At 32.4% G+C, this 24,844-nt stretch carries 26 protein-coding genes; 24 read left to right on the forward strand and 2 right to left on the reverse strand.

All coding sequences use genetic code 11. The annotated features are described in order from the left end of the window. Window positions 1-44: 44 nt before the first annotated feature. The 23 genes from lpxD (at window position 45) to AAFN75_RS15565 (ending at window position 21,510) form a co-directional block, all read left to right on the forward strand. Window positions 45-1,070: a UDP-3-O-(3-hydroxymyristoyl)glucosamine N-acyltransferase gene (gene lpxD / locus AAFN75_RS15455; RefSeq protein ID WP_411807201.1), complete on the forward strand. Its 1,026-nt coding sequence runs from the start codon at window positions 45-47 to the stop codon at window positions 1,068-1,070. Further along, window positions 1,057-2,463 carry a bifunctional UDP-3-O-[3-hydroxymyristoyl] N-acetylglucosamine deacetylase/3-hydroxyacyl-ACP dehydratase gene (locus tag AAFN75_RS15460; RefSeq protein ID WP_411807202.1) on the forward strand — a complete coding sequence of 469 codons (1,407 nt, stop codon included), beginning with the start codon at window positions 1,057-1,059 and terminating at the stop codon, window positions 2,461-2,463. The genes lpxD and AAFN75_RS15460 overlap by 14 nt, the downstream gene beginning before the upstream one ends. A 2-nt stretch (window positions 2,464-2,465) precedes the next feature. After that, the gene (gene lpxA, locus AAFN75_RS15465) at window positions 2,466-3,251 is read left to right on the forward strand and encodes an acyl-ACP--UDP-N-acetylglucosamine O-acyltransferase (protein ID WP_092850833.1); all 786 of its coding nucleotides are present in this window, start codon (window positions 2,466-2,468) and stop codon (window positions 3,249-3,251) included. A gap of 46 nt (window positions 3,252-3,297) precedes the next feature. Beyond that, a complete protein-coding gene (efp, locus tag AAFN75_RS15470; protein WP_144115887.1) occupies window positions 3,298-3,864 on the forward strand; it encodes an elongation factor P in 567 nt (188 codons plus the stop codon). Window positions 3,865-3,948: 84 nt separating this feature from the next. Then, on the forward strand, window positions 3,949-4,890 hold the full coding sequence (locus AAFN75_RS15475) for a UDP-3-O-(3-hydroxymyristoyl)glucosamine N-acyltransferase (RefSeq protein WP_411807203.1): 942 nt from the start codon (window positions 3,949-3,951) through the stop codon (window positions 4,888-4,890). Between the two features lie 56 nt (window positions 4,891-4,946). Next, the gene (sucD, locus tag AAFN75_RS15480) at window positions 4,947-5,819 is read left to right on the forward strand and encodes a succinate--CoA ligase subunit alpha (protein WP_411807204.1); all 873 of its coding nucleotides are present in this window, start codon (window positions 4,947-4,949) and stop codon (window positions 5,817-5,819) included. Between the two features lie 357 nt (window positions 5,820-6,176). Continuing rightward, window positions 6,177-6,923, forward strand: a complete 747-nt coding sequence (gene fabG / locus AAFN75_RS15485; protein ID WP_411807205.1) for a 3-oxoacyl-[acyl-carrier-protein] reductase — start codon at window positions 6,177-6,179, stop codon at window positions 6,921-6,923. A 56-nt stretch (window positions 6,924-6,979) separates the two neighbouring features. Next, complete coding sequence (locus AAFN75_RS15490; protein ID WP_411807206.1) at window positions 6,980-9,013, forward strand: VWA domain-containing protein; 2,034 nt, start codon at window positions 6,980-6,982, stop codon at window positions 9,011-9,013. 9 nt (window positions 9,014-9,022) lie between these two features. Continuing rightward, window positions 9,023-9,835 (forward strand): prohibitin family protein, encoded by an 813-nt coding sequence (locus AAFN75_RS15495; RefSeq protein ID WP_411807207.1) that lies wholly within the window; start codon window positions 9,023-9,025, stop codon window positions 9,833-9,835. 320 nt (window positions 9,836-10,155) lie between these two features. Beyond that, a complete protein-coding gene (gene hisG, locus AAFN75_RS15500; RefSeq protein ID WP_411807208.1) occupies window positions 10,156-11,013 on the forward strand; it encodes an ATP phosphoribosyltransferase in 858 nt (285 codons plus the stop codon). A 9-nt stretch (window positions 11,014-11,022) separates the two neighbouring features. Further along, entirely contained in the window at window positions 11,023-12,306 is a 1,284-nt protein-coding gene (hisD, locus tag AAFN75_RS15505) for a histidinol dehydrogenase (protein WP_411807209.1), read from the forward strand. Continuing rightward, the gene (gene hisC, locus AAFN75_RS15510) at window positions 12,303-13,355 is read left to right on the forward strand and encodes a histidinol-phosphate transaminase (protein ID WP_411807210.1); all 1,053 of its coding nucleotides are present in this window, start codon (window positions 12,303-12,305) and stop codon (window positions 13,353-13,355) included. The genes hisD and hisC overlap by 4 nt, the downstream gene beginning before the upstream one ends. A 24-nt stretch (window positions 13,356-13,379) precedes the next feature. Then, on the forward strand, window positions 13,380-14,516 hold the full coding sequence (gene hisB / locus AAFN75_RS15515; protein ID WP_411807211.1) for a bifunctional histidinol-phosphatase/imidazoleglycerol-phosphate dehydratase HisB: 1,137 nt from the start codon (window positions 13,380-13,382) through the stop codon (window positions 14,514-14,516). Further along, a complete protein-coding gene (gene hisH / locus AAFN75_RS15520; RefSeq protein WP_411807212.1) occupies window positions 14,516-15,109 on the forward strand; it encodes an imidazole glycerol phosphate synthase subunit HisH in 594 nt (197 codons plus the stop codon). The genes hisB and hisH overlap by 1 nt, the downstream gene beginning before the upstream one ends. A 17-nt stretch (window positions 15,110-15,126) precedes the next feature. Then, window positions 15,127-15,486 carry a four helix bundle protein gene (locus AAFN75_RS15525; protein ID WP_411807213.1) on the forward strand — a complete coding sequence of 120 codons (360 nt, stop codon included), beginning with the start codon at window positions 15,127-15,129 and terminating at the stop codon, window positions 15,484-15,486. Between the two features lie 57 nt (window positions 15,487-15,543). Continuing rightward, window positions 15,544-16,278, forward strand: a complete 735-nt coding sequence (hisA, locus tag AAFN75_RS15530; protein WP_411807214.1) for a 1-(5-phosphoribosyl)-5-[(5-phosphoribosylamino)methylideneamino]imidazole-4-carboxamide isomerase — start codon at window positions 15,544-15,546, stop codon at window positions 16,276-16,278. Next, window positions 16,278-17,033, forward strand: a complete 756-nt coding sequence (gene hisF / locus AAFN75_RS15535) for an imidazole glycerol phosphate synthase subunit HisF (protein WP_411807215.1) — start codon at window positions 16,278-16,280, stop codon at window positions 17,031-17,033. Before hisA ends, hisF begins: the two co-directional genes overlap by 1 nt. Window positions 17,034-17,086: 53 nt before the next feature. After that, window positions 17,087-17,680 carry a bifunctional phosphoribosyl-AMP cyclohydrolase/phosphoribosyl-ATP diphosphatase HisIE gene (gene hisIE, locus AAFN75_RS15540; RefSeq protein ID WP_411807216.1) on the forward strand — a complete coding sequence of 198 codons (594 nt, stop codon included), beginning with the start codon at window positions 17,087-17,089 and terminating at the stop codon, window positions 17,678-17,680. Window positions 17,681-17,690: 10 nt separating this feature from the next. Continuing rightward, window positions 17,691-18,467, forward strand: coding sequence for a tRNA pseudouridine synthase A (locus AAFN75_RS15545; RefSeq protein ID WP_411807217.1), 777 nt, complete (start codon window positions 17,691-17,693; stop codon window positions 18,465-18,467). 202 nt (window positions 18,468-18,669) lie between these two features. Next, the gene (locus AAFN75_RS15550; protein ID WP_411807218.1) at window positions 18,670-19,173 is read left to right on the forward strand and encodes a Dps family protein; all 504 of its coding nucleotides are present in this window, start codon (window positions 18,670-18,672) and stop codon (window positions 19,171-19,173) included. 52 nt (window positions 19,174-19,225) lie between these two features. After that, window positions 19,226-20,128, forward strand: a complete 903-nt coding sequence (locus AAFN75_RS15555; protein WP_411807219.1) for a mechanosensitive ion channel family protein — start codon at window positions 19,226-19,228, stop codon at window positions 20,126-20,128. A gap of 51 nt (window positions 20,129-20,179) precedes the next feature. Continuing rightward, window positions 20,180-20,743: a hypothetical protein gene (locus AAFN75_RS15560; RefSeq protein WP_411807220.1), complete on the forward strand. Its 564-nt coding sequence runs from the start codon at window positions 20,180-20,182 to the stop codon at window positions 20,741-20,743. A gap of 86 nt (window positions 20,744-20,829) precedes the next feature. Further along, complete coding sequence (locus AAFN75_RS15565) at window positions 20,830-21,510, forward strand: DUF2461 domain-containing protein (RefSeq protein ID WP_411807221.1); 681 nt, start codon at window positions 20,830-20,832, stop codon at window positions 21,508-21,510. A 54-nt stretch (window positions 21,511-21,564) separates the two neighbouring features. Here the strand turns inward: AAFN75_RS15565 and AAFN75_RS15570 are convergent, their stop codons facing one another. After that, window positions 21,565-21,981 carry a glyoxalase gene (locus AAFN75_RS15570; protein WP_411807222.1) on the reverse strand — a complete coding sequence of 139 codons (417 nt, stop codon included), beginning with the start codon at window positions 21,979-21,981 and terminating at the stop codon, window positions 21,565-21,567. Between the two features lie 119 nt (window positions 21,982-22,100). Here AAFN75_RS15570 and AAFN75_RS15575 point away from each other — a divergent pair, with 119 nt between their 5' ends. After that, window positions 22,101-22,487, forward strand: coding sequence for an acyl-CoA thioesterase (locus tag AAFN75_RS15575; protein ID WP_411807223.1), 387 nt, complete (start codon window positions 22,101-22,103; stop codon window positions 22,485-22,487). Window positions 22,488-22,601: 114 nt separating this feature from the next. Here the strand turns inward: AAFN75_RS15575 and AAFN75_RS15580 are convergent, their stop codons facing one another. Beyond that, on the reverse strand, window positions 22,602-24,434 hold the full coding sequence (locus tag AAFN75_RS15580) for a tail fiber domain-containing protein (RefSeq protein WP_411807224.1): 1,833 nt from the start codon (window positions 24,432-24,434) through the stop codon (window positions 22,602-22,604). Window positions 24,435-24,844: the final 410 nt, after the last annotated feature.

The following is a 24,844-nucleotide window of genomic DNA, read 5'->3' on the forward strand; positions in this document are numbered from 1 at the left end:
TTTTTGCGTTCAATCAAACAAAAAACAACAACAAACTACAAAGTGTGAAATTTACAGCACAACAAATAGCAGGAATATTAGAAGGTGATGTAGTTGGTAATCCAGATATTGAAGTCTCTAAACTTGCTAAAATTGAAGAGGGCTTTGAAGGCGCACTAACCTTTTTAGCCAACCCAAAATACACCTCACATATTTATTCTACTAATGCTTCGGTAACCATAGTAAATAAAACTTTTAAACCAGAGCATAATTTAAAAACAACCTTAATTAAGGTTGATGATGCGTATTTAGCATTTTCAAAAATTCTTGAATACTATAATTCTGTTAAGTTAAATAAGGTAGGAATAGAACAGCCATCGTTCATTTCTGATTCCGCTAAATACGGCGATAATGTACATATAGGGGCATTTAGTTATATAGGCTCTAATGTAATATTAGGCGATAATGTAAAGGTGTTTCCAAATGCTTATATAGGAGATAATACGGTTATTGATGATAATACAATTGTTTTTTCTGGAGCAAAAATTTATTCAGAAACAATTATAGGTAAAAATTGCATTATAAATTCTGGAGTTATAATAGGAGCAGACGGATTTGGTTTTGCACCAAGTGAAGATGGTAGTTATAAAAAAATACCACAAATAGGAAATGTAATTATTGAAGACTTTGTAGATGTTGGTGCAGCAACAACAATTGATCGTGCAACATTAGGCTCTACCATCATTAGAGCAGGTGTAAAGCTAGATAATCAAATTCAAATAGCACATAACGTTGAAATTGGTCGTAATACAGTAATAGCGGCTCAAACCGGTATAGCTGGCTCTACTAAAATTGGTGAAAATTGTCAAATTGGTGGCCAAGTAGGTATTGCAGGACATATATCTATTGGTAATAACGTTAAAATACAAGCACAATCAGGTATTGGTAGAAACGTTAAGGACGATGAAGTGCTTCAAGGTTCTCCTGCCATAAAATTAAGCGATTATAATAAGGCTTACGTTCATTTTAAGAACTTGCCAAATATTGTTAAGAATATAAACGATTTAGAGAAGATAAATGGGAATAGTTAAAACTACAATCAAACAAAAAACTATTAAAGAAGAGATTTCTTTAACCGGAGTAGGGTTGCACACAGGAAAGGATGTTACTTTAACATTTAAGCCTGCTGGAGCTAATACCGGGTTTTCTTTTAAAAGAGTTGATTTAGAAGGCATGCCAGTTATTGAGGCAGATGCTAATTACGTTACAAACACTCAACGTGGCACGTGCTTAGAAAAAAACGGTGTTACTATACAAACATCAGAACATGTTTTAGCCGCTTTAGTAGGTTTAGATATTGATAATGTTTTAATTGAATTGAACGCCTCTGAACCTCCAATTATGGATGGGTCGTCTAAGTTTTTTGTTGAAGCTATTGAAAAAGCAGGTGTTGTAGAAGTTGATGCTTTTAGAGAAGAGTTTGTTGTAACTAATATTGTTTCTTATGTGGATGAAGAAACTGGAAGTGAAATTCTAGTAATGCCATCAAATGAATACCAAATTACAACTATGGTTGATTTTGGTACAAAAGTTTTAGGAACTCAAAATGCAACTTTAAATACCATATCAGACTTTAAAAAGGATATTTCAGATTCTAGAACGTTTAGTTTTTTGCATGAAATTGAAATGCTTTTAGAGCATGGATTAATAAAAGGTGGTGATTTAAATAATGCTATTGTTTATGTTGACAAAGCATTATCTGAAGAAACCATGGAAAAGCTTAGAGTCGCTTTTAAAAAAGATTCTATTGCTGTTAAGCCAAACGGGATATTGGATAACCTAACATTACATCATCCTAATGAAGCAGCCAGACATAAGTTGTTAGATGTTTTAGGAGATTTAGCTTTAGTAAAAACCAGAATTAGGGGTAAAGTTATAGCTAATAAGCCTGGTCATTTTGTTAATACGCAGTTTGCAAAAAAGCTTTCAAAAATTATTAAAAATGAGCGTCGAAACAATGTTCCTAATATAGATTTGAATTCGCCACCATTAATGGATGTGGTTCAAATTATGGATATGTTACCTCATAGACAACCATTTTTGTTAATTGATAAGGTATTTGAACTAACAGATAACCATGTGGTTGCTACAAAAAATGTAACCATGAACGAAGAGTTCTTTAAAGGTCATTTTCCAGGACAACCAGTTATGCCAGGGGTTTTAATAGTAGAAGCTATGGCGCAAACAGGTGGTGTTTTAGTTTTAAATACAGTGCCAGATCCAGAAAACTATTTAACTTTCTTCATGAAAATGGATAATGTTAAGTTTAAACAAAAAGTAAGTCCAGGAGATACGCTTATTTTTAATTGTTCGTTAATTACTCCAATACGTCGTGGTATTTGCCATATGCAAGGTTATGCTTATGCTAACGGAAAATTATGTGCAGAAGCTGAATTAATGGCTCAAATATCTAAAGTAAAATAAATATGAACCAACCCTTAGCTTACGTACATCCAGGAGCAAAAATTGCAAAGAATGTAGTTATTGAGCCATTTACAACCATTCACAATAATGTAATAATTGGCGAAGGCACTTGGATAGGCAGTAATGTGACTATTATGGAAGGTGCTAGAATTGGTAAAAACTGTAATATTTTCCCAGGTTCAGTAATTTCTGCTGTGCCTCAAGATTTAAAATATAATGATGAAGATACCACTGTTGAAATAGGAAACAATGTTACCATTAGAGAGTGTGTTACTATAAATAGAGGTACAACTGACAGAATGAAAACTGTAGTAGGCGATAACTGTTTAATAATGGCGTATTGCCATATCGCTCACGATTGTATTGTTGGTAAAAACTGTATCTTTTCAAATAATAGTACTTTGGCAGGACACATTACTATTGGTGATTTTGTAGTTTTAGCAGGTATGACGGCTGTTCACCAATTTGTATCTGTTGGAAACCACGCTTTTGTAACTGGAGGTTCTTTAGTTAGAAAAGATGTTCCACCATTTGTAAAAGCGGCAAGAGAGCCTTTATCTTATGTTGGTATTAACTCCGTAGGTTTAAGACGCCGCGGTTATACCACTGAGAAAATCAGAGAAATTCAAGATATATTTAGAATTTTATATCAAAAAAATTATAATAATACTCAAGCTGCAGAAATTATTGAAGCGGAAATGGAGGCAACTCCAGAGCGCGACGAAATTCTTCAATTTATTAAAAATTCACATCGAGGTATCATGAAAGGATATTTCAAATCTAACTAGAATTTTAAAACAGCTTATTAAATAACAATTTTACAATAAAAGCATTATGGCAACTACAAGTGATATTAGAAACGGATTATGTATACGTTACAACAACGATATCTATAAAATAATTGAATTTTTACACGTTAAGCCTGGTAAAGGTCCAGCGTTTGTAAGAACAAAAATGAAAAGTGTTACTAGCGGAAAAGTTTTAGATAATACATTTTCGGCAGGACACAAATTAGAAGATGTTCGTGTAGAAACACATAAATTTCAATATTTATATAATGATGGTGAATTTTATCATTTTATGAATGAGGCCGATTATACGCAAATCCGTTTATTAGAAGCAGCTTTAGATAACCCAGGATTAATGAAAGAGGGAGAAGTAGTTACTGTTTTAATAAATACTGAAGATAACGCTCCTTTATCTGTAGATTTACCTGCAAGTGTAATTCTAGAAGTAACAGCTACAGAGCCAGGTGTAAAAGGAAATACAGCTACAAATGCTACTAAACCAGCAACCGTAGAAACTGGAGCAACTGTAAATGTGCCTTTATTTATTAATGAAGGTGATAAGGTTAAAATAGAAACAGCAAAAGGAACGTATAAAGAACGTGTTAAAGAATAAATAATCAGTCCACAGTTTGCAGTGTTCAGTAAGCAGGTCTTACTTAAACACTGTATATTGCTAACTGAGTACTGACCACTGAATATGAAATTCCCAAAACCACACACTCTAAAAAAAATTGCAGATCTTATTGATTGTAATTTTGTTGGAAATGCAGATTTTCAAGTTTTAGGCATGAACGAAATTCATGTTGTAGAACCCGGAGATATTGTGTTTGTAGACCATCCCAAATATTACGGAAAAGCTTTAGAGTCGGCGGCTACAATTGTGTTAATTAATAAAGAAGTAGACTGTCCAAAAGGAAAGGCATTACTTGTAAGCGATGATCCTTTTAGAGATTTCAATAAACTTACAAATCACTTTAAACCTTTTCGAGCTTCAAACACAGCAATTTCAGCTTCAGTAAAAATCGGAAAAAACACAGTTATTCAACCAAATTGTTTTATTGGAAATAATGTAACATTAGGCGATAATTGCACTATACACTCTAACGTTAGTATTTATGATGATGCTGTAATTGGAAATAATGTTACCATTCATGCTAACTCCGTTTTAGGAGCAAATGCATTCTATTACAAAAATAGACCAGAGGGTTTCGATAGATTAAAATCTGGGGGACGCGTGGTAATAAAAGATCATGTCGATATAGGTGCAGGTTGCACAATCGATAGAGGGGTAACCGGCGATACCATTATTGGCGAAGGATCTAAACTAGACAACCTAATTCAAGTTGGTCACGATACCGTTATTGGTAAAAAATGTTTAATAGCATCTCAAGTTGGTATTGCTGGTTGCGTAATTATTGAGGACGAAGTAACACTTTGGGGGCAAGTAGGTACTACAAGCGGTATAACTATTGGTAAAAAAGCAGTGGTTCAAGGGCAATCTGGAGTTACAAAGTCTATAGAAGGCGGAAAAACCTATTGGGGTACACCAGCGCAAGAAGTTCGCGCAAAATTAAAAGAAATGGCATCTGTTAAACAAATTCCTAATCTTTTAAAACGAATAAAAAATAAAGAGATTTAATATAAAAAGTGATTTCAAAAAATTACATTTGTAGAACAATATCCAAATAAGAAAATATGAGTGTTTTAGTTAACAAAGATTCAAAAATTATAGTACAAGGATTTACAGGTAGTGAAGGTACATTTCATGCAAGTCAAATGATTGAATATGGTACCAACGTTGTTGGTGGTGTAACTCCAGGAAAAGGAGGTCAAACGCATTTAGATCGTCCGGTTTTTAATACAGTACAAGATGCTGTAGAAAAAGTTGGTGCAGATACTACCATTATTTTCGTTCCGCCAGCATTTGCTGCCGATGCGATTATGGAAGCTGCCGATGCTGGAATAAAAGTAATTATTACAATTACAGAAGGTATTCCTGTTGCCGATATGATTACGGCTTCAAGCTACATTAAAGGTAAAGACTGTAGATTAATTGGTCCTAACTGTCCAGGTGTAATTACCCCAGGCGAAGCAAAAGTAGGTATTATGCCAGGTTTCGTTTTCAAAAAAGGAAAAGTAGGTATTGTTTCTAAATCAGGAACATTAACATATGAGGCTGCCGACCAAGTTGTAAAACAAGGTTTAGGTATTACTACAGCCATTGGTATTGGTGGCGATCCAATTATTGGAACAACAACTAAAGAAGCGGTAGAGTTATTAATAAACGACCCAGAAACAGAAGCTGTTGTAATGATAGGTGAAATTGGAGGTCAATTAGAAGCAGATGCTGCACATTGGTATAAAGCAAGCGGAAGTAAAAAACCAGTTGTTGGTTTTATTGCTGGCGAAACTGCTCCTGCAGGTCGAACAATGGGACACGCTGGAGCCATAGTTGGTGGTAGCGATGACACTGCACAAGCTAAAAAAGCAATTATGAGAGAATGTGGAATTCACGTTGTAGATTCTCCAGCCGAAATAGGAAAAAAGATTGCCGAAGTTTTAGGATAATCCTTAATACATATAAATAAATCCGTTAGCTATTTTAGTTAACGGATTTTTTTTTAAATAATTTGGGCGTTACCACAAGGGTCGGTTTTTTTGGCAGTCGCTTTTTTGTGTTGCATACGTGCAACAACACAAAAAGAGCTTCAACAAATGCCGCAATCCCTAACGCAAAACCATAACAAGTTAAAAACAACAAGGTTTATTTCAACATAACACAGGTATTTGTTATATTTGATTATGTTCAAAAACTCGTTTAAAAACTAACCATTAAATGAATTGTACATCAATTATAAAGCACAAAAGTTTAATTCAATAAATGCTTAGGTGTAATAGCTCATTTAAAAAAATAAAATTATAAACATGAAATTATTAGAAGGTAAAACAGCAATTGTTACTGGTGCTAGTCGTGGAATTGGAAAAGGAATTGCGCAAGTTTTTGCTCAACAAGGTGCAAATGTAGCATTCACATACAGCTCATCTGTTGATGCTGCTAACGAATTAGAAAAAGAACTAAATGCTTTAGGTGTAAAAGCTAAAGGATATCAAAGTAACGCAGCAAGTTTTGACCAAGCTCAAAAATTAGCAGAAGAAGTAGCCAAAGAATTTGGTAGCATCGATATTCTAGTAAATAACGCAGGTATTACAAAAGATAATTTATTAATGCGTATTTCAGAAGAAGATTTTGATACTGTTATCGAAGTTAACTTAAAGTCCGTATTCAACATGACTAAAGCAGTTCAAAGAACCATGCTTAAACAACGTAAAGGCTCAATAATAAACATGAGCTCGGTAGTTGGAGTAAAAGGTAATGCAGGACAAACCAATTATGCAGCCTCAAAAGCAGGAATTATAGGTTTCTCTAAATCTGTAGCTTTAGAGTTAGGATCAAGAAATATTAGAAGTAACGTAGTTGCTCCTGGTTTTATCGAAACCGAAATGACAGCTAAGTTAGATGAAGAAACAGTTAAAGGATGGCGCGCAGGAATTCCACTAAAACGTGGAGGAACACCAGAAGATATCGCTAATGTTTGTGTGTTTTTAGGTAGCGACATGAGTGCGTATATTACAGGACAAACATTAAACGTTGATGGCGGAATGCTAACTTAAACTTATTTGTCATTCGCTCGAAGGAGGGAATCTCATAAAATATATCAAATTTTTTAATGAGTTCAGAAACTCTATTATACATCATACTCGCTGGAATAGTAGCGCTAGGATTAGCGCTTTTTCAGTATTTTAATAAAGAGAAAGGCATGTCTAAAATCAACATGCTTTTCTCTTTTTTAAGATTTCTTACCTTATTTTCTGTATTACTTTTAATTATCAATCCTACTTTCGATCAAGTTAAGGTAACTACAGAGAAACCCAATTTAGTTGTTGCTGTCGATAATTCTAGCTCTATAAAACATTTAAAACAGGATAAAAACGCTTTGGATTTTGTTAATGCGTTAAAAGTAAACTCAGACATTCAAAACAAATTTAACGTCAACTATTTTTCTTTTAACGAGAGTTTACAAACACTCGATTCTATTAATTTTAAAGGGCAACAAACCAATATAGCAAAAGCTTTTAATCAATTAAATGATGTTTACAAACAAACCATAAGTCCAACCATTTTAATAACCGATGGAAACCAAACTTATGGTAACGATTACCAATTCTCTACAAATACATATAAGCAGCCTATTTACCCCATAATTCTAGGTGATACGATTTCGTATACCGATTTAAAAATTGAGCAGTTAAACGTTAATAAATATGCGTATTTAAAAAATCAGTTTCCTGTTGAAGCGATTTTAGTATATAACGGAAACAAAGACGCAAATTCTAAGCTTGTTGTGAAAAATGGAAATACTACGGTATTTTCAAAAGCCATTAGTTTTTCAAAAAATAAAAACTCAAGTGTTGTTAATTTTATGTTGCCTGCCAATAGTGTAGGTGTAAGTAATTATACAACCACATTAATTCCGCTGGACGGTGAAAAAAACACCATAAATAATACTAAGAATTTTGCTGTAGAAGTTATAAACGAGCAAACCAAAATAGCACTTGTTAGCGATTATTCGCATCCAGATTTAGGCATGCTTAAAAAAAGCATTGAAAGTAACGAGCAGCGTTCAATCTCCATTCTTGACTCAAAAAAAATAATTAATCAAATAAATGATTTTCAATTAATTATAGTATATCAACCCAACATAAGATTTAAGGGCTTATACACCAAATTAAAGGCATTAAATAGGAATACGTTTACGATAATTGGTTCTAAAACAGATCTAAATTTTCTAAATAAAGTAACAGAAAATTATTCTCATCTTATTACGCGTCAAACAGAAAATTATCTTCCGGAGTTAAATACTAATTATTCTCCGTATCGTATTGAAGATATAAATTTCGAATCCTTTCCTCCATTGTTATCCAACTATGGTCAGGTTAATTTCAAAATACCTTATCAAACCATATTAAAAAAATCCATTAACGGAGTTGCTATTGATGAACCATTATTGGCAACCTTCGAAACTAAGGGCAGGAGAGAAGCTGTCTTATTTGGCGAAAATATTTGGCAATGGCGTGCGCAAAGTTATTTAAATGAAAAATCGTTTAATCCTTTCGATGATTTTATTGGTAGGCTAATTCAGTATTTAGCATCAAACAAACAAAAAAGTAGGCTAAATTTAGATTACGAATCCTTTTACACAGGAAGCAGAAATGTAATTATTAAAGCTGAATTTTTCGATAAAAATTATGTTTTCGACCCAAGAGAAACATTAAGCATTACAGTAACAGATAGGGCTTCTAAGGCTAGTAAATCCATGCCTTTAATATTAAAAAACAACTATTATCAGGTAGATTTAAGTAGTTTACAACCTTCAGAATATAATTTTACCGTAAAAGCCACTAAGGAAAACATGGCCAAGTCTGGTAGTTTCCAAATAATTGAATATAATGTCGAGCAACAATTTTTAAATGCCAATGTAACAAAGCTAGAAAAATTAGCGACTAACAGTTTGGGTAAAAGTTATTTTATTGCTGATACAGAACAGGTAGTTCAAGAATTATTAAACGATAATCGTTATACACCAATACAGAAAAGCAGTAAAAATACCATACCTTTGATAGATTGGAAATATTTATTAGCAATAATCGCTATAAGCCTTGGTTTAGAATGGTTTTTAAGAAAATTTAACGGATTTATTTAAATAAGAAAAATGGAAAAATTACCAAAAATTGCAATGCCTTTAATTATCGGGGCAGTTATACTTTTTATTATCATTTCAAAATCGTTAGTTACCATTGGGCCAGGTGAAGGTGGTGTGTTATTTCAACCTCTAGGAGATGGTATTAATACAGAGAGAACTTATGGAGAAGGTTTTCATATTGTTGCGCCTTGGAATGATATGATCGTTCAAAAAGTGCGTCAGCAATCTATTTCAGATAATATGAATGTACTTTCTGTAAATGGTTTAGATATTACTGTTAGTGGAACAATTTGGTTTGAACCAGAGTATAAAAACTTAGGTAAATTAATTCAAACTAAAGGAGAGGATTATATTAGAGAATTACTAAGTCCTGCTATTAATGCAGCAGCAAAAAGTGTTGTAGGTCGTTATACACCAGAGCAGTTATATTCTAGTAAAAGAGATATTATTGAGCTAGAAATCCTAGAACAAGTTAGAATAGAACTAGATGGCCAATACGTAAATGTAAAGCGTGTATTAGTTGAAAATGTTAAGCTACCTAACACGATTAAAGATGCGATTGAGCGTAAATTACGTCAGGAACAAGAATCTTTGGAGTATGAGTTTAGACTTGAAAGTGCTAGAAAAGAAGCAGAAAAAGTAATTATTGAAGCTGAAGGTAAAGCAGAATCTAACAGGATTTTAAGTGCTTCATTAACCGATAAAATATTACAAGATAAAGGAGTGGACGCGACTTTAAAATTAGCTGAATCTCCAAATAGTAAAGTTATTGTTATTGGCTCAGGAGATTCTGGATTACCAATTATACTAGGTAATCAATAATAATTAATCAAATAATTCAGCATTTAAAGCAATCCTTTAAAAATTATTTATTTTTAAGGTCTAAAATTTAAAAATATTGAATTGTTTTAATAATTGCATTTATTATTAGGATTTATTCATATAAATTTTAGATATTTGTTCAGATAAAAAAAAGACATGACTTTTATTCAATTACATCATCATTTTCATATTTGCTCTCAAGCGAAGTGAAAATGTATTGAGTAAAATCAGCATATATTTCTAAACCCGTTTGAGACAATCAAGCGGGTTTTTTAATTCTAATGCCAACTAGATTGTTTCAAACTCATAAAAACAAGATAATGAGTAAATTAAGAATTGCAGTACAGAAATCGGGTCGTTTAAATGAAGATTCGATGCAAATATTAAAAGACATCGGAATTTCTATTGATAATGGAAAAGATCAATTAAAAGCTTCGGCTAGAAATTTTCCTGTTGAAGTATTTTATTTAAGAAACGGCGACATTCCGCAGTATTTAAAAGATGGCGTAGTAGATGCCGCTATTATAGGCGAGAATGTTTTAATTGAAAAAGGAAATGACTTAAAGTTTGTAGAGCGTTTAGGCTTCTCAAAATGTAAAGTTTCTATTGCCGTTCCTAAAGATTCAAAGGATAATTCTTTAAAGGACTTAAACGGAAAAAAAATAGCAACTTCTTACCCAGAAACTGTTAAAAAGTTTTTAAAGGAACAAAATATTGATGCGCAATTACACATCATTAACGGATCGGTAGAAATTGCACCAAACATAGGTTTAGCAGATGGTATTTGCGATATCGTTTCTAGTGGAAGCACGTTGTTTAAAAATGGATTAAAAGAGATTGAAGTCTTATTAAAATCTGAAGCTGTATTGGCTGTTTCTCCAATTTTAGATGCCGAAAAACAAGCCATTTTAGATACTATACAATTTAGAATTCAATCTGTTTTAAAAGGTAGAGATTCTAAATATGTTTTGCTTAACGCGCCAAATGATAAGTTGGATGACATTATTGCTTTATTACCAGGTATGAAGAGTCCAACAGTATTGCCATTAGCGCAAGAAGGATGGAGTTCTGTACACTCAGTAATTCCTAAAAATGACTTTTGGAATATCATTGAAGGTTTAAAAGCAAATGGTGCACAAGGTATTTTAGTGTGTCCTATTGAAAAAATGGTGCTTTAATCGCTTATCATGAAAATTATAGATAATCCAAATAAAGAAAGCTGGTCGGATGTTTTAAAACGACCAACCCAAACAGTTGGTGATATAGAATCTATCGTTAACGAAATATTTAGCGAAGTATCTTTAAACGGTGATGACTCCATTAGAACATATACAGAGAAATTTGATGGTATTCGTTTAGAAAATAATGTGGTTTCATTTTCAGAAATTGAAAATGCAATTGCGAAAGTACCAGAAAACCTTAAAAATGCTATAATAAAAGCTAAGGCTAATATTGAAGCTTTTCATTTCGCTCAAAAAACACCAAAAGTTGATATTGAAACTACGATTGGTGTACAATGTTGGCAGGAAAAACGACCTATTCAAAAAGTAGGTTTGTATATCCCTGGCGGTACAGCGCCTTTATTTTCAACCGTTTTAATGCTGGCAGTTCCTGCTCAAATTGCAGGTTGTAAAGAGATTGTTTTATGTTCGCCACCAAATAAAAAAGGAGAATTAGCTGCCGAGATTTTGTTCGCTGCACAACTTTGTGGTGTGACTAAAATTATAAAAGTAGGCGGTATTCAGGCTATTGCTGGACTAACGTTTGGAACAGAAACTATTCCGCAGGTTTATAAAATTTTCGGACCAGGAAATCAGTTTGTAACCGTTGCCAAACAATTAGCAACTAAGCATGGTGTAGCTATCGATATGCCTGCGGGTCCAAGTGAATTACTAATTGTTGCTGACGAAACGGCAAATGCTTCATACATTGCTTCAGATTTATTAAGTCAAGCTGAACATGGTACAGATAGCCAAGTGATATTAGTAGCAACTTCAAAAGAGTTGATTGATAATGTTTCGGATGAAGTTGAAAAACAATTAAATGTCCTTCCGCGTAAAGCAATTGCTGAAAAATCTATTGCTAATTCGAAGTTAATATATGTTGAAAATGATACTATCGCTTTAGAGTTAATTAACGAATACGGTCCAGAACATTTTATTATTTGTGCAGAAAACGAAGATTTGTATGTTGATGGTATTTCCAATGCTGGCTCTGTATTTATTGGTGATTACACACCGGAAAGTGCTGGTGATTATGCCTCGGGAACCAACCATACATTGCCAACTAATGGTTTTTCTAAGGCCTATTCTGGAGTTAATTTAGATAGCTTTTTAAAGAGCATGACGTTTCAAAAAATATCAAAAGAAGGACTTTTAAATATTGGAGAAACTATCGAGTTAATGGCAGAAGCCGAAGGTTTACAGGCACATAAAAATGCTGTAAGTATTCGTTTAAAAGATTTAACATGATAAGGTTTAACATCCAAAATATAATTAGAGAGAACGTAAAAGCTATGAAAGCTTATAGTTCAGCGCGAGACGAATATGTTTCCGATGGTTCTAAAATGATTTTTTTAGATGCCAACGAAAATCCTTTCGAGAATGGTGTAAATCGATATCCTGACCCGCTACAACGTTCATTAAAATCTGTTTTATCGGAACAAAAAAATGTTCTAGAAAATCAGATTTTACTTGGTAATGGAAGCGATGAAGTTTTAGATTTATTGTTTAGAGCCTTTTGCGAGCCAAAGCAAGATAATATCATCACATTACCTCCAACTTACGGTATGTATACTGTTTTATCTAATTTAAACGAAGTTGAAGAGCGTAAAGTTGAGTTAAATGTAAATTTTCAACCAAATGTTGAAGCTATACTAGAGGCCATAGATGAAAACTCAAAAATGCTTTTCATTTGTTCGCCTAATAACCCAACAGGAAACCTTATTGCTTCAGAGAAAATTAAAACATTACTTGAAAATTTTAATGGTTTAGTAGTCATTGATGAAGCCTACATCGATTTTTCAAATCAAGATAGTTGGGTTTCAGAATTAAGTAATTACCCGAATTTAATCGTGACTCAAACGCTATCAAAAGCTTATGGTTTGGCAGGAATTCGTTTAGGTCTGTGTTTCGCTTCCGCGGAAATTATTTCTGTTCTAAATAAAATCAAACCGCCGTATAACGTTAATGAGTTAACTCAAAAACGGGCATTAGAGCGTATTTCTAACTTAGAAGCGGTAAAGGATGAAGTAAAATCAGTTTTGAAAGAACGTAATATATTAATTGAAGCTTTAAAAAACATCAATTTTGTAGAAACCATTTTTCCTACCGAAGCTAATTTTGTTTTGGCTAGGGTAGATGATGCTACTAAACGATACAACCAGCTAATAGCAAACGGTATTGTTATTAGAAACCGAACAACCCAACCGCTTTGTAAAAACACATTACGTTTTACGGTTGGAACCGAAATTGAAAATAAAACATTAATTTCTGCTTTAAGGCAGTTAGCAATTAGCTAAAAGCCAAAAGCCAAAAGCATAAATATGAAAAAAGTACTTTTTATAGACAGAGATGGCACACTTGTATTAGAGCCGCCTGTTGATTATCAATTAGATAGTTTAGAGAAGCTAGAATATTACCCAAAAGTATTTCAATACATGGCTAAAATAGCCAATGAGTTGGATTATGAGTTGGTTATGGTTACAAATCAAGATGGTTTAGGGACTGAGAGCTTTCCAGAAGATACATTTTGGCCAGCCCAAAACAAAATAATTGATGCCTTTGCTAAAGAAGGCGTGGTGTTTTCTGAAGTGTTTATAGATAAAACGTTTCCTCATGAAAATGCAGAAACGCGTAAACCAAGAACAGGCCTATTAACTAAGTATTTTTCTGAAGACTATGACTTAGAAAATTCATTCGTTTTAGGAGATAGAATTACAGACATGGAATTGGCAAAAAATCTGGGAGCAAAAGGTATTTATTTATCTGAATACCCAGAATTAGGAGCCGATGAAATTGAAACTTCAAAACGAGATATTCAAGATTGTATTGCCTTAACAAGTACAGATTGGTCGGCTATATATGAGTTTTTAAAACTTGAAAGTCGTGTTGAAGAAATTACGCGTAACACCAATGAAACCAAGATTTATATAAAATTAAATTTAGATGGTTCTGGTAAAAATGATATTGATACCGGATTGTCTTTCTTCGACCATATGTTAGATCAAATTGGTCGCCACGGTGCCATGGATTTAACAGTAAAAGTTGATGGCGATTTAGAAGTTGACGAACACCACACTATAGAAGACACTATGATTGCTCTAGGCGAGTTATTTAATAAAGCTTTAGGTAATAAATTAGGTATTGAACGTTACGGATTTTGTTTACCAATGGATGATTGTTTAGCCCAAGTTGCTGTCGATTTTGGAGGTAGAAATTGGTTAGAATGGGATGCCGAATTTAAACGTGAAAAAATTGGTGATATGCCAACCGAAATGTTTTTCCATTTATTTAAGTCTTTTACAGACGGGGCTAAATGTAATTTGAATGTAAAAGCAGAAGGTGTTAACGAGCACCACAAAATAGAAGGTATTTTTAAGGCTTTTGCAAAAGCTATGAAAATGGCTGTAAAAAGAGATCCTAACAAAATGTTTTTACCATCAACTAAAGGAATGCTTTAATGAAATTAGTTATAATAAATTATGGCGCTGGAAATATAAAAAGTATTCAGTTTGCTTTTAAAAGATTGGGTGTGGATGCTATTTTATCTAATAATCCAGATGAAATTAAAGCAGCCGATAAAATTATTTTTCCTGGAGTTGGTGAAGCAAGTACTGCTATGAACATGCTTAAGGAAAGTAGGTTAGATAAATTAATTCCTACCTTAAAACAACCGGTTTTAGGAATATGTTTAGGTATGCAATTACTTTGCAAACACACAGAAGAAGGCGATACTAAAGGCATTGGTATTTTTCAAACGAATGTAAAACGCTTCACAAACGATGTGAAAGTGCCGCAAATGGGATGGAATGTCATTAAAGATTTAAAATCTGATTTGTTTAAAGGCATTAAAGAAAGCGAATACATGTATTTAGTGCATAGTTATTATGCAGAGCATTGTAATGAAACTATTGCTAAAACAGATTACGGGCTTAATTATGCTTCTGCATTGCAACACCAAAACTTTTACGGTGTTCAGTTTCATCCAGAAAAGAGCGGCATTGAAGGCGCTAAAATATTAAAGAACTTCCTAAACTTAGAAGTTAAAAGTTAGATATTAAAGGGATTATAATGAGAAACGAATTAATACAACGAACAAAACAATTCGCATTAGATTGTTGGGGATTTTGTTTCAAAGTTCCAAAATCTAGAGAGTATAATGCATTCGTTAATCAATTAATAAGAAGTTCGAGTTCAGTTGGTGCTAATTATAGAGCATCACAGCGTGCAAAATCAACAGCAGATTTTATAAATAAATTAAAAATTGTTGAAGAAGAAGTAGATGAAAGTGTTTATTGGTTGGAAATTTTTGAAGAAATTCTTTCTGAACATTCTGAAGAAGTATTGATGCTTCAAAAAGAAGGTAAAGAGCTGTTAGCAATAACTGTTGCCTCAATTAATACAGCAAAGAGAAATCAAAAACGTAATTAATTTAAATATCAACAATCAAACTTTTAATATTTTATATTTAACTTTTAATATTCAGAAATGAGAATAATACCAGCAATAGATATTATAGATGGAAAATGTGTTCGCCTTACAAAAGGCGATTACGATACTAAAAAAATATATAACGAAAACCCTTTGGAAGTTGCTAAAATGTTTGAAGGGTCGGGCATTGAGTATTTGCATTTAGTAGATTTAGATGGTGCAAAAGCGAAGCATATTGTCAACTATAAGGTCCTCGAACAAATAGCTTCAAAAACAAAGTTAAAGATAGATTTTGGTGGTGGTTTAAAAACTAACGAAGATTTACATATTGCTTTTAATTCTGGAGCAAGACAAGTAACAGGAGGTAGTATTGCCGTAAAAGATTCAGAAACCTTTGAAGGTTGGATTTCCAAATATGGCGGAAATAAAATTATTTTAGGAGCTGATAGCGATGCTGGAAAAGTTTCCATAAGTGGCTGGATGGAACAAAGTAAGGAAGACGTTATTCCGTTTATTAAAGACTACCAAAAGAAAGGTATTCAATATGTTATTTGTACAGATATTTCTAAAGATGGTATGCTAGAAGGTCCTTCTTTCGATTTATATAAAGAAATTATTGATTCTTGTAGTAACAGTAGCAGCGGACAGTCTATAAAGCTTATAGCATCAGGAGGGATTTCTCATATCGATGAATTACCTAAATTAATCGAATTAGGTTGTGAAGGCGTTATAATAGGAAAAGCCATTTACGAAAATAGAATTAAACTTCACCAATTAGAAAAATTTGTATAATGCTAACAAAAAGAATTATACCTTGTTTAGATATTAAAAACGGACGAACTGTAAAAGGTGTCAATTTCGTTGATTTAAGAGATGCAGGTGATCCTGTTGAACTGGCTAAACAGTATGCAAATCAAGGAGCAGACGAATTAGTGTTTCTAGATATTTCTGCTACTTTAGAAGGTCGCGGAACCACTTTAGATATGGTTCTGCATGTAGCCGAACAAGTTAATATTCCATTTACTGTTGGTGGTGGCATTTCTAGTGTAGAGCATGTTGATGCTTTATTACAATGCGGTGCAGATAAGGTGTCTATAAACTCTTCCGCTGTTAAAAGACCGGAATTGGTAAATGAATTATCAAATAAATTTGGAAGCCAATGTGTTGTTGTTGCTATTGATGCAAAACAAATAGATGGCCAATGGAAAGTGCATTTAGCAGGCGGAAGTATTCCAACAGAAATCGATTTATTTGAATGGGCAAAAGAAGTCGAAGAACGAGGAGCAGGAGAGATTCTATTCACATCAATGGATCATGATGGCACTAAAAATGGATTTGCAAATAAAGCTTTAGCTAGATTATCTGAAGAATTAAACATTCCCATAATAGCCTCGGGTGGAGCTGGAAATGTACAACACTTTGTAGACACTTTTAAAGATGGAAAATCTGATGCAGCCTTGGCAGCAAGTGTGTTTCATTTTGGTGAAATTCCAATTCCAGAATTGAAAAAAGAATTAAAAAGTAATAATATAGAAGTACGATTATAAATCGCGCGTGTTATGCTTAACTCGGTTTGGCATTTCAATAATAAAAATTAATCATGACCATAAAATACGACTCAAACGGATTAGTTCCAGCTATTATTCAAGATGCAACAACAAAAAATGTGTTAATGTTGGGCTATATGAATGCTGAATCTTACGAGAAAACTTTAGAAACTAAAAAGGTTACTTTTTTTAGTAGAAGTAAACAGCGCCTTTGGACAAAAGGTGAAGAAAGCGGTAATTTTTTAAACCTTGTGGATATAAAAAATGATTGTGATAACGATTCTTTACTTATTCAAGTTAATCCAGTAGGACCAACATGTCATAAAGGAACAGATACGTGTTGGAAAGAGGAAAACAATTCTAATTATGGTTTCTTTTCTACTTTAGAAGATGTTATTGCAGAACGTGTAGCTAATAAGGATACTAAAAAATCATATGTGGCTAGTTTATTTTCTAAAGGTATAAATAAAGTAGCTCAAAAAGTTGGCGAGGAGGCTGTTGAAACCGTTATTGAGGCTATGGATAATAACGATGAGTTATTTTTATATGAATCGGCAGATTTAATGTTTCATTACTTAATGCTTTTACAAGCCAAAGGATTTACCTTAAAAGATATTGAGAAAGAATTAATGGGAAGACAAAAGTAAATAGACCCTTTTGAAAAAATACTTCTACCTTATTACAATTCAATATTTAGGTTATCGTTTTCACGGTTGGCAAAAACAACCAGATGTGAAAACGTTGCATTTAATGGTGGATAGAACATTCAATTTCATTCTAGAAGGTAAACGTTTTAAGAGTTTAAGTTCGGGCAGAACGGATGCTATGGTTTCGGCAGAATGTGCAGCCATTGAGCTCTTTTTATATGAACCCATAGAGGACTTAACAGCTTTTTTAGAGCTTTTTAATCGTAATTTACCTCAGGATATTCGCGCTTTAGATATTAAGGAAGTCGACGCTCAATTCAATATTATTCAAAATTCAAAAATAAAGGAATATTTATATCTTTTTGCACATGGTGAAAAATGTCATCCGTTTTGCGCACCTATTATGACTACCATCCTTGATGAGTTAGATATTGATATTATGAAACAAGGTGCTAAGCTTTTTGAAGGTGAGAACTATTTAAAAACCTATTGCTATAAACCTACCGATAATGGTATTTATACACGAACCATATTAACCTGCGAGTTAATAGAAAACAATCTGTATACTGCCAACTACTTCCCAAAGCAAACTTATTTATTACGAGTTAGAGGCAAAGGGTTTATGCGCAATCAAATCAGATTAATGATGGGAACTCTTATAGATTTGGGCAAAGGTAAACTTACCATAAAGGATATTCAAGATACCTTGGTTCCTGATAGTAATATTAAGATGAATTATATAGCGCCTGCTTCAGGGTTAATTCTTAATAAAATAGAGTTTGAATAATCTTAATTCACTCTAAGCAGCTTATTTAAAAAGCATCTCAAGGTGTTTTTACTTCCTGAATTACTTGTTTCATTTTGAAATGAGCAAGGATTTTTATCATACGAACAAACCGTATTGCTAGTCATATTATAATTTAGCAGTAAGAAAGAAAGGTGTTATAAAACCTTTTTTTAAATAAATTTTAACCTTTAAAATTATAATTATGAACTATTTAAATATGAATGAAGAAGAAGTATTACCTGTGGTGATGGAATTAAATATTTTATTAGCAGATTATCATATATACTATCAAAAACTTCGTAGCAATCACTGGAACGTAAATGGTAAAAACTTTTTTGATTTACATGAAAAGTTTGAAGAACTTTACAATGATGCTAAAATAAAAATCGATGCTATTGCAGAACGTGTTTTAACATTAAGATATAATCCTATGAGTAAAATGAAGGATTATTTAAACACAGCTACAATACATGAAGATAGACCAATAAAATCAGATCAAGATATGGTCGACGAAACCTTAAATGATCATAAGATTTTACTGAAACAAATGTCGAAGGTTATTGAAAAAGCTAATAAAATTTCAGATGAAGGTACTATCGATTTAATAGGTGCTTACATAAGAGAATTAGAGAAATCTAGTTGGATGCTAAACGCTTGGGCTACAAGTAAAATTGAGCAACCAAAAAAAAGGGAGCTTATAAGCTGAAACAAGTTAAGTAACTTAATATTTAACTTTTAACCCTATAAAACTTATAATCATGACAGAAGAATTTAATAAAGCATACGAACTCATTTCAGGTAAACTTACAGGTTGGTTAGAGACCATTATTGCCAACTTGCCAAACCTATTAATAGCCATTATCGTTATGGTGGTATTTTACTATATCTCCAAATACGTTTCAAAACTTGTAGGAAGGTTGGTGTCTAAAAAAGTGCACCAAGATTCTTTAGTTTCTATAATAACTAAAATAACTGCTGTAGCCATAATAGCTATAGGTTTGTTTTTAGCTTTAGGTGTTTTAAATTTAAGCAAAACCTTAGAAACTTTAATTGGTGCTGCCGGTGTATCTGGTTTAGTAATTGGTTTAGCCTTGCAAGGTACTCTAAGTAATACTTTTGCTGGTATTGTATTAAGTTTTAGAAAAAGTGTAGAATTAGGACATTGGGTAGAAACCAATGGATATTCGGGTGAAGTTGTGGAAATCAGTTTAAAAAACTTCGTAATAAAAGAATCTGATAACAACATGGTTTTAATCCCTAATAAATCTATTCTAGAAAACCCATTGAAAAACTATTCATTAACCACTAAAATGCGTGTTTTTATTGAGTGTGGTGTAGGTTATGAATCTGATTTGGATCAAGTAAAAAGTTTAACACAACAAACAATAGCCAATGAATTCGATCAGGTTAAAAAACCAGAAGATGTAGAGTTCTACTATACCGAATTTGGAGGAAGCTCTATTAATTATTTATGTCGTTTTTGGATTGATTCGGAGAGTATGCTCGAAAAGCTCAAAGCGAAAACAAACGCCATTATTGCCATTAAAAAGGCATATGATAAAGCTGGAATTAATATACCATTCCCAATTAGAACATTACAGTTTGATAACAAATTGGCAATTGATAAGCCGATTATTAAAGAGGAGTTTTCAAGCAATTAATATATAGTACATCTTAAAATTGAAATTATTAATCATTAAAAAAAAGAGAAAATGAAAAATTTGGTTTATATAATAGTATTAGTATTTAGTAGTACCATAATGGCGCAAGAGAAGCCATCGGAAGTAAAAGAAGAAGTAGAGGTTAAAACTATTAAATATAAAGATAGTGATAGCACTACTGAAAGTAAGGTAAAGGTAATAACTCGAGAAACATCAAACGTGAAGTTGGAGGGTGCAGATGCCGAAAAAATAAATCAAAATCGTGTATCTACAACTAAAAAGGTAGAGAAAATGATTATGGTAGATGACGATGCCGACCCAGCTTATGATTTTCTTACCAAGGAAACCTTTTATATCTCAGAAGATAAAAACTATAAGTTTACCCCGAACAAGAAAGGCTTTGACATAGCTTTTAATAACAATACAAATCAGTTTGTAAAAACTGGAAATGCATGGGAGTCTTCAACAAACGGTCATTATATAGTGAGCGGAGAAAATAAAAATGGTATTGGATATTTTGATAGTGAAGGAAACTTTATAGTGGAATATTACGATTATAATTTAAAAGATATCATGAAGATTAAATATAATAAGGCTGTTAGCAGTTTAAAATAATATTTTCATGTAAGATTAAAATAAAAGTCCCGATTCGTTCGGGACTTTTTGTATTTTAGATGTTCAATAAAAAGGAAGTAATTTATATGAGTGTTTCTGTTTCGAAATCAGTTTTTACATATTTAAAAAAGTTAGAAAAACATAATGATCGCGATTGGTTTGGCGACAATAAACCCGAATTTCAAACGGTTCAAAAAGAAATAAAATTGTTTTATAATGGGGTTTTAGACAATTTAAATGCTCATGATGAAATTGATAAACTTAAAATTTTCAGAATTTTCAGAGATGTAAGATTTTCTAAAAACAAACTACCGTATAAAACACATTTTAGCGGTTCTTTTCATAGAGTAAAACCAAGGCTTCGGGGTGGGTATCACATACAAATAAAACCCAATAATGGAAGTTTTATTGCTACCGGTTTTTGGGATCCGGCTCCTGCAGATTTAATGCGTATAAGAAAGGAATTTGAAATGGACGATTCTGAAATTCGTGAGATTATTAACGAAGACTCTTTTAAAAAAACATGGGGTGGTTTTGTTGGAGATGAAGTAAAAACAGCTCCTCGCGGATTTAATAAAGAAGATAAAGCCATCGATTTAATTAAAAAAAAACAATATATATTTATTAAAAAATATACCGATGCCGAAGTATTAGACACTAATTTTATAACTGAATTAAGCACATCATTTAAAGCAATTCGTCCTTTTTTCGATTATATGAGCGACGTATTAACCACAGATTTAAATGGCGTTTCGTTAATTGATTAAAGTAACTAACGCTGCTTGTGCGAAATCCTAAACTTAAGTTTATTTTAACTAAATTTAAACGGCCGTTAGTAATTCGGGCTTTTCAAATAATTGAATATGGCTTAGTAAGCGTTCTTTAACAATATTCATCATGCGTTTATTTAATGCCGAAGAGTTTTTAATATAAATAGTATATTCTTCAACAGTAAAAATACCAATAATCATTCCCTTCATGGAGTTGCGAAATTTCATGTCTTTTTGAATGGCATTTTCAATATAATCCATACGCTTTTCTAAGCTTAAATCATAAAACACAGATTTATGTTTGGTAATGTAATTTTTAAAAACTTCAATTAATAAATCGTTTTGAAATTTTATGGTTGGTCGCAATACTAAATTTTGAAAACGCTCATCGGCACTCATATTGTCGTTAATGGTAGTACTTAAAATTTCAGGTCGAATACTTTTAAGATTGAATTGTCTAGAGTCCATTATTTTAGATTTTTACTAAAATTATCGATTATACCTGCTGCATTTAATTTTTTGAATTATAATTGTTAACGAGGTTATCAACATTCAGGATTTTTTTATCTTTAAAAAAAATTAAAACGATGAGATTTCACACTAGAAAATGGATTAAGCCAGAAGATTTAAATGCTAACGGAACCTTATTTGGCGGCCGATTATTAGAATGGATAGACGAGGAGGCTGCTTTATATTCCATAGTGCAACTAGATAACCAAAAAGTAGTAACAAAATACATTAGCGAAATAGATTTTAAAACTTCGGCAAAACAAGGTGATGTTGTCGAAATAGGTATTGAAGCTATAAAATTTGGAAAAGCATCTTTAACGCTAAGTTGCGAAGTTAGAAACATGAGAACTAGAGAAACTATAATAACGATTTCTAATATTGTTATGGTAAATATTGGTCCTAACGGGCAGGCTTTACCTCATGGAAAAACCGAAGTAGAGTATGTTGCGGATAGATTGCGATAACCTTGTGAATAATTAGATATTAAAAAAAGCTACTTTAATTAACCAAAATAGCTTTTTTTAATATGCTTCAAGAATGTTGTTTTATTCCTATTTAATAAAGGATAAAAAATATAATTAGTTTTTGTTTTTTAGAAGATTTTTAATGTCTTCTACTTCTTTTTCTAACACTTGTAGTTTTTGGGTTAAGGTTTCGTTTTGCGCTTTTAACAATTCAATTTCTTGTGTTTGCTCTTGGATAGCTTTAACAATGGGTGCAAAAAAATCATTATATCGAACACTTAACATGCCTTCTTTATCCTTAGTTATTACACCATTACTATCGGTATCATTCTTTTGAAAGGCATCTTTTAATTCTTGAGCAATAAAACCATATTCAATTCTTTTGTTTTCATCGTTATTTCGATAATAAGATACAGGGCGTAAGTCGTTTATAAATTTTAAGCCTAGATTCGAGTCTTTAATAGTGTTTTTCCATCTTTTATCAGAAGTAATCGTCCAAGCGACTTGTACTCCTGCATAAGTTATAGCAGTACCACCAATGCGTACCTGATTGTTTGCTGTTGGATCTGGAACAGAAGATAAATATCCAATTGCTGTATTGTTACTACCTGAAGTTACATTATCTAGGGCTCTATACCCAACTGCTGTATTATTATTTCCTGTTGTATTTAATCTTAAAGATTGATATCCAAAAGCTGAATTATAATTCCCTTCCGTGTTAGCATTAATAGCAATATATCCCATTGCTGTATTATAGTTTCCAATAGTGTTATTTGGCAATGCACTGTAACCAGACGCCGTATTACCAATCCCTGATAAATTATCAAAAAGGGAACTGCTTCCTAATGCTGTATTATAATTCCCAGATTCATTTGTTCGTAAACTGTTTACGCCTATAGATATATTGTAATTCCCGTCTAAATTCGATGCCATAGTGCCAAAACCAATAGCAGTATTGTACAGTCCCGTTAAGTTATTATATAGTGAGTTTACGCCACTTGTGGTATTACCAGATCCCGATACATTACGTAACATTGAATTTACACCACTAGCAGTATTATTAAGACCTGTTGTGTTTTTATTAAGAGTATTTACTCCTGTTCCTGTATTATTGGTTCCAGTTTCATTTTCCTTAAGAGAATTACTTCCAATAGAAGTATTATTATTTCCTGATATATTAGCATAAAGGGTGTTAGCTCCAACGGCAGTATTACCAGCTCCTGTTTCATTAGTAAATAGTGAATTAGCGCCTATAGCAGTATCACTGCTTCCTGTTGTATTGGCCGTTAGAGCATTGTACCCAATTGCAGTATTAAAGCTTGCAGTGGTATTGCTGCTTAATGCATTAGCACCGCTAGCTGTATTGTAGCTACCTGTCGTGTTAGTAAATAAGCTGTTAGAGCCAGTGGCAGTATTCTCGTAACCAGTAGTATTAGAGCTAAGTGAATTTAAACCTAAGGCCGTATCACGTCTGCCTACCACCACAGAAGAAAGTGCGTTAACACCAAAACCGGTACTAGTTTCGTCTAGTAATCCTGCAGCAATATTATTTCGTTTAAAAACCAGATCTTCGTCATCACTAGTTCCAATAAAATTTAGGGTATCATCGGTCCCAGCGTTTCCTAGCATATCCCAATTCGTATTAGCTGTATTATCGGTTACAAATTTTAACCATTCGGTACCATTCCAATAGTAATAACCTGGTGTAATACCACCAACATTCGCAGTATTATATATCAATAAACTGGCTACTGGAGTTGTAATTGTAGTGTTATCTGTTTTTGATACTAAGGATATTCTAGGTATTAACAGACCTTTATCAGACGAACTAATATCCAAAATAGCAGAAGTTTTGGGGCTTGTTGTTCCAATACCTACTTGTGCATTGATATTCTGCTGTAAAAAAAATAAAAAGAATAGTAATCCTAAAGTTGTAAGTTTTCTCATTGTAGATTAGTTGCTAAAAGCGAGGGGGGCTATTAAATATAGGGTGAATTTAATGTCAACCAATAAATAAACCAAGAATATTTCAATAAAATAGATGAGAAGCAATGTTAATTATATATTTATAAAATTATTAACTATTAGTTTCGTTTCTGTGCAATAAAACCACTCTTTTTTTAAGCAATATTATACTTTTAATAGGTGTGAAAATTAAAAGTAAATAAATTGGAGGATTAGGGAAATTGAATACGTAAAAACTCGATTGAAGGCAGATAATCCAATTTATCTTTAAAAATTATAATCATTTTTTTGATTTTATTGCAGAAAACGCAACGAATTATGCATCCATTATAGATTTTATAAAAATAAAATAACAATGTGGTCTAAACTTTCGATTATCTGTATTATAATTT

The organism is Algibacter sp. AS12, from assembly GCF_046736315.1.
Classification (GTDB): domain Bacteria; phylum Bacteroidota; class Bacteroidia; order Flavobacteriales; family Flavobacteriaceae; genus Algibacter_B; species Algibacter_B amylolyticus.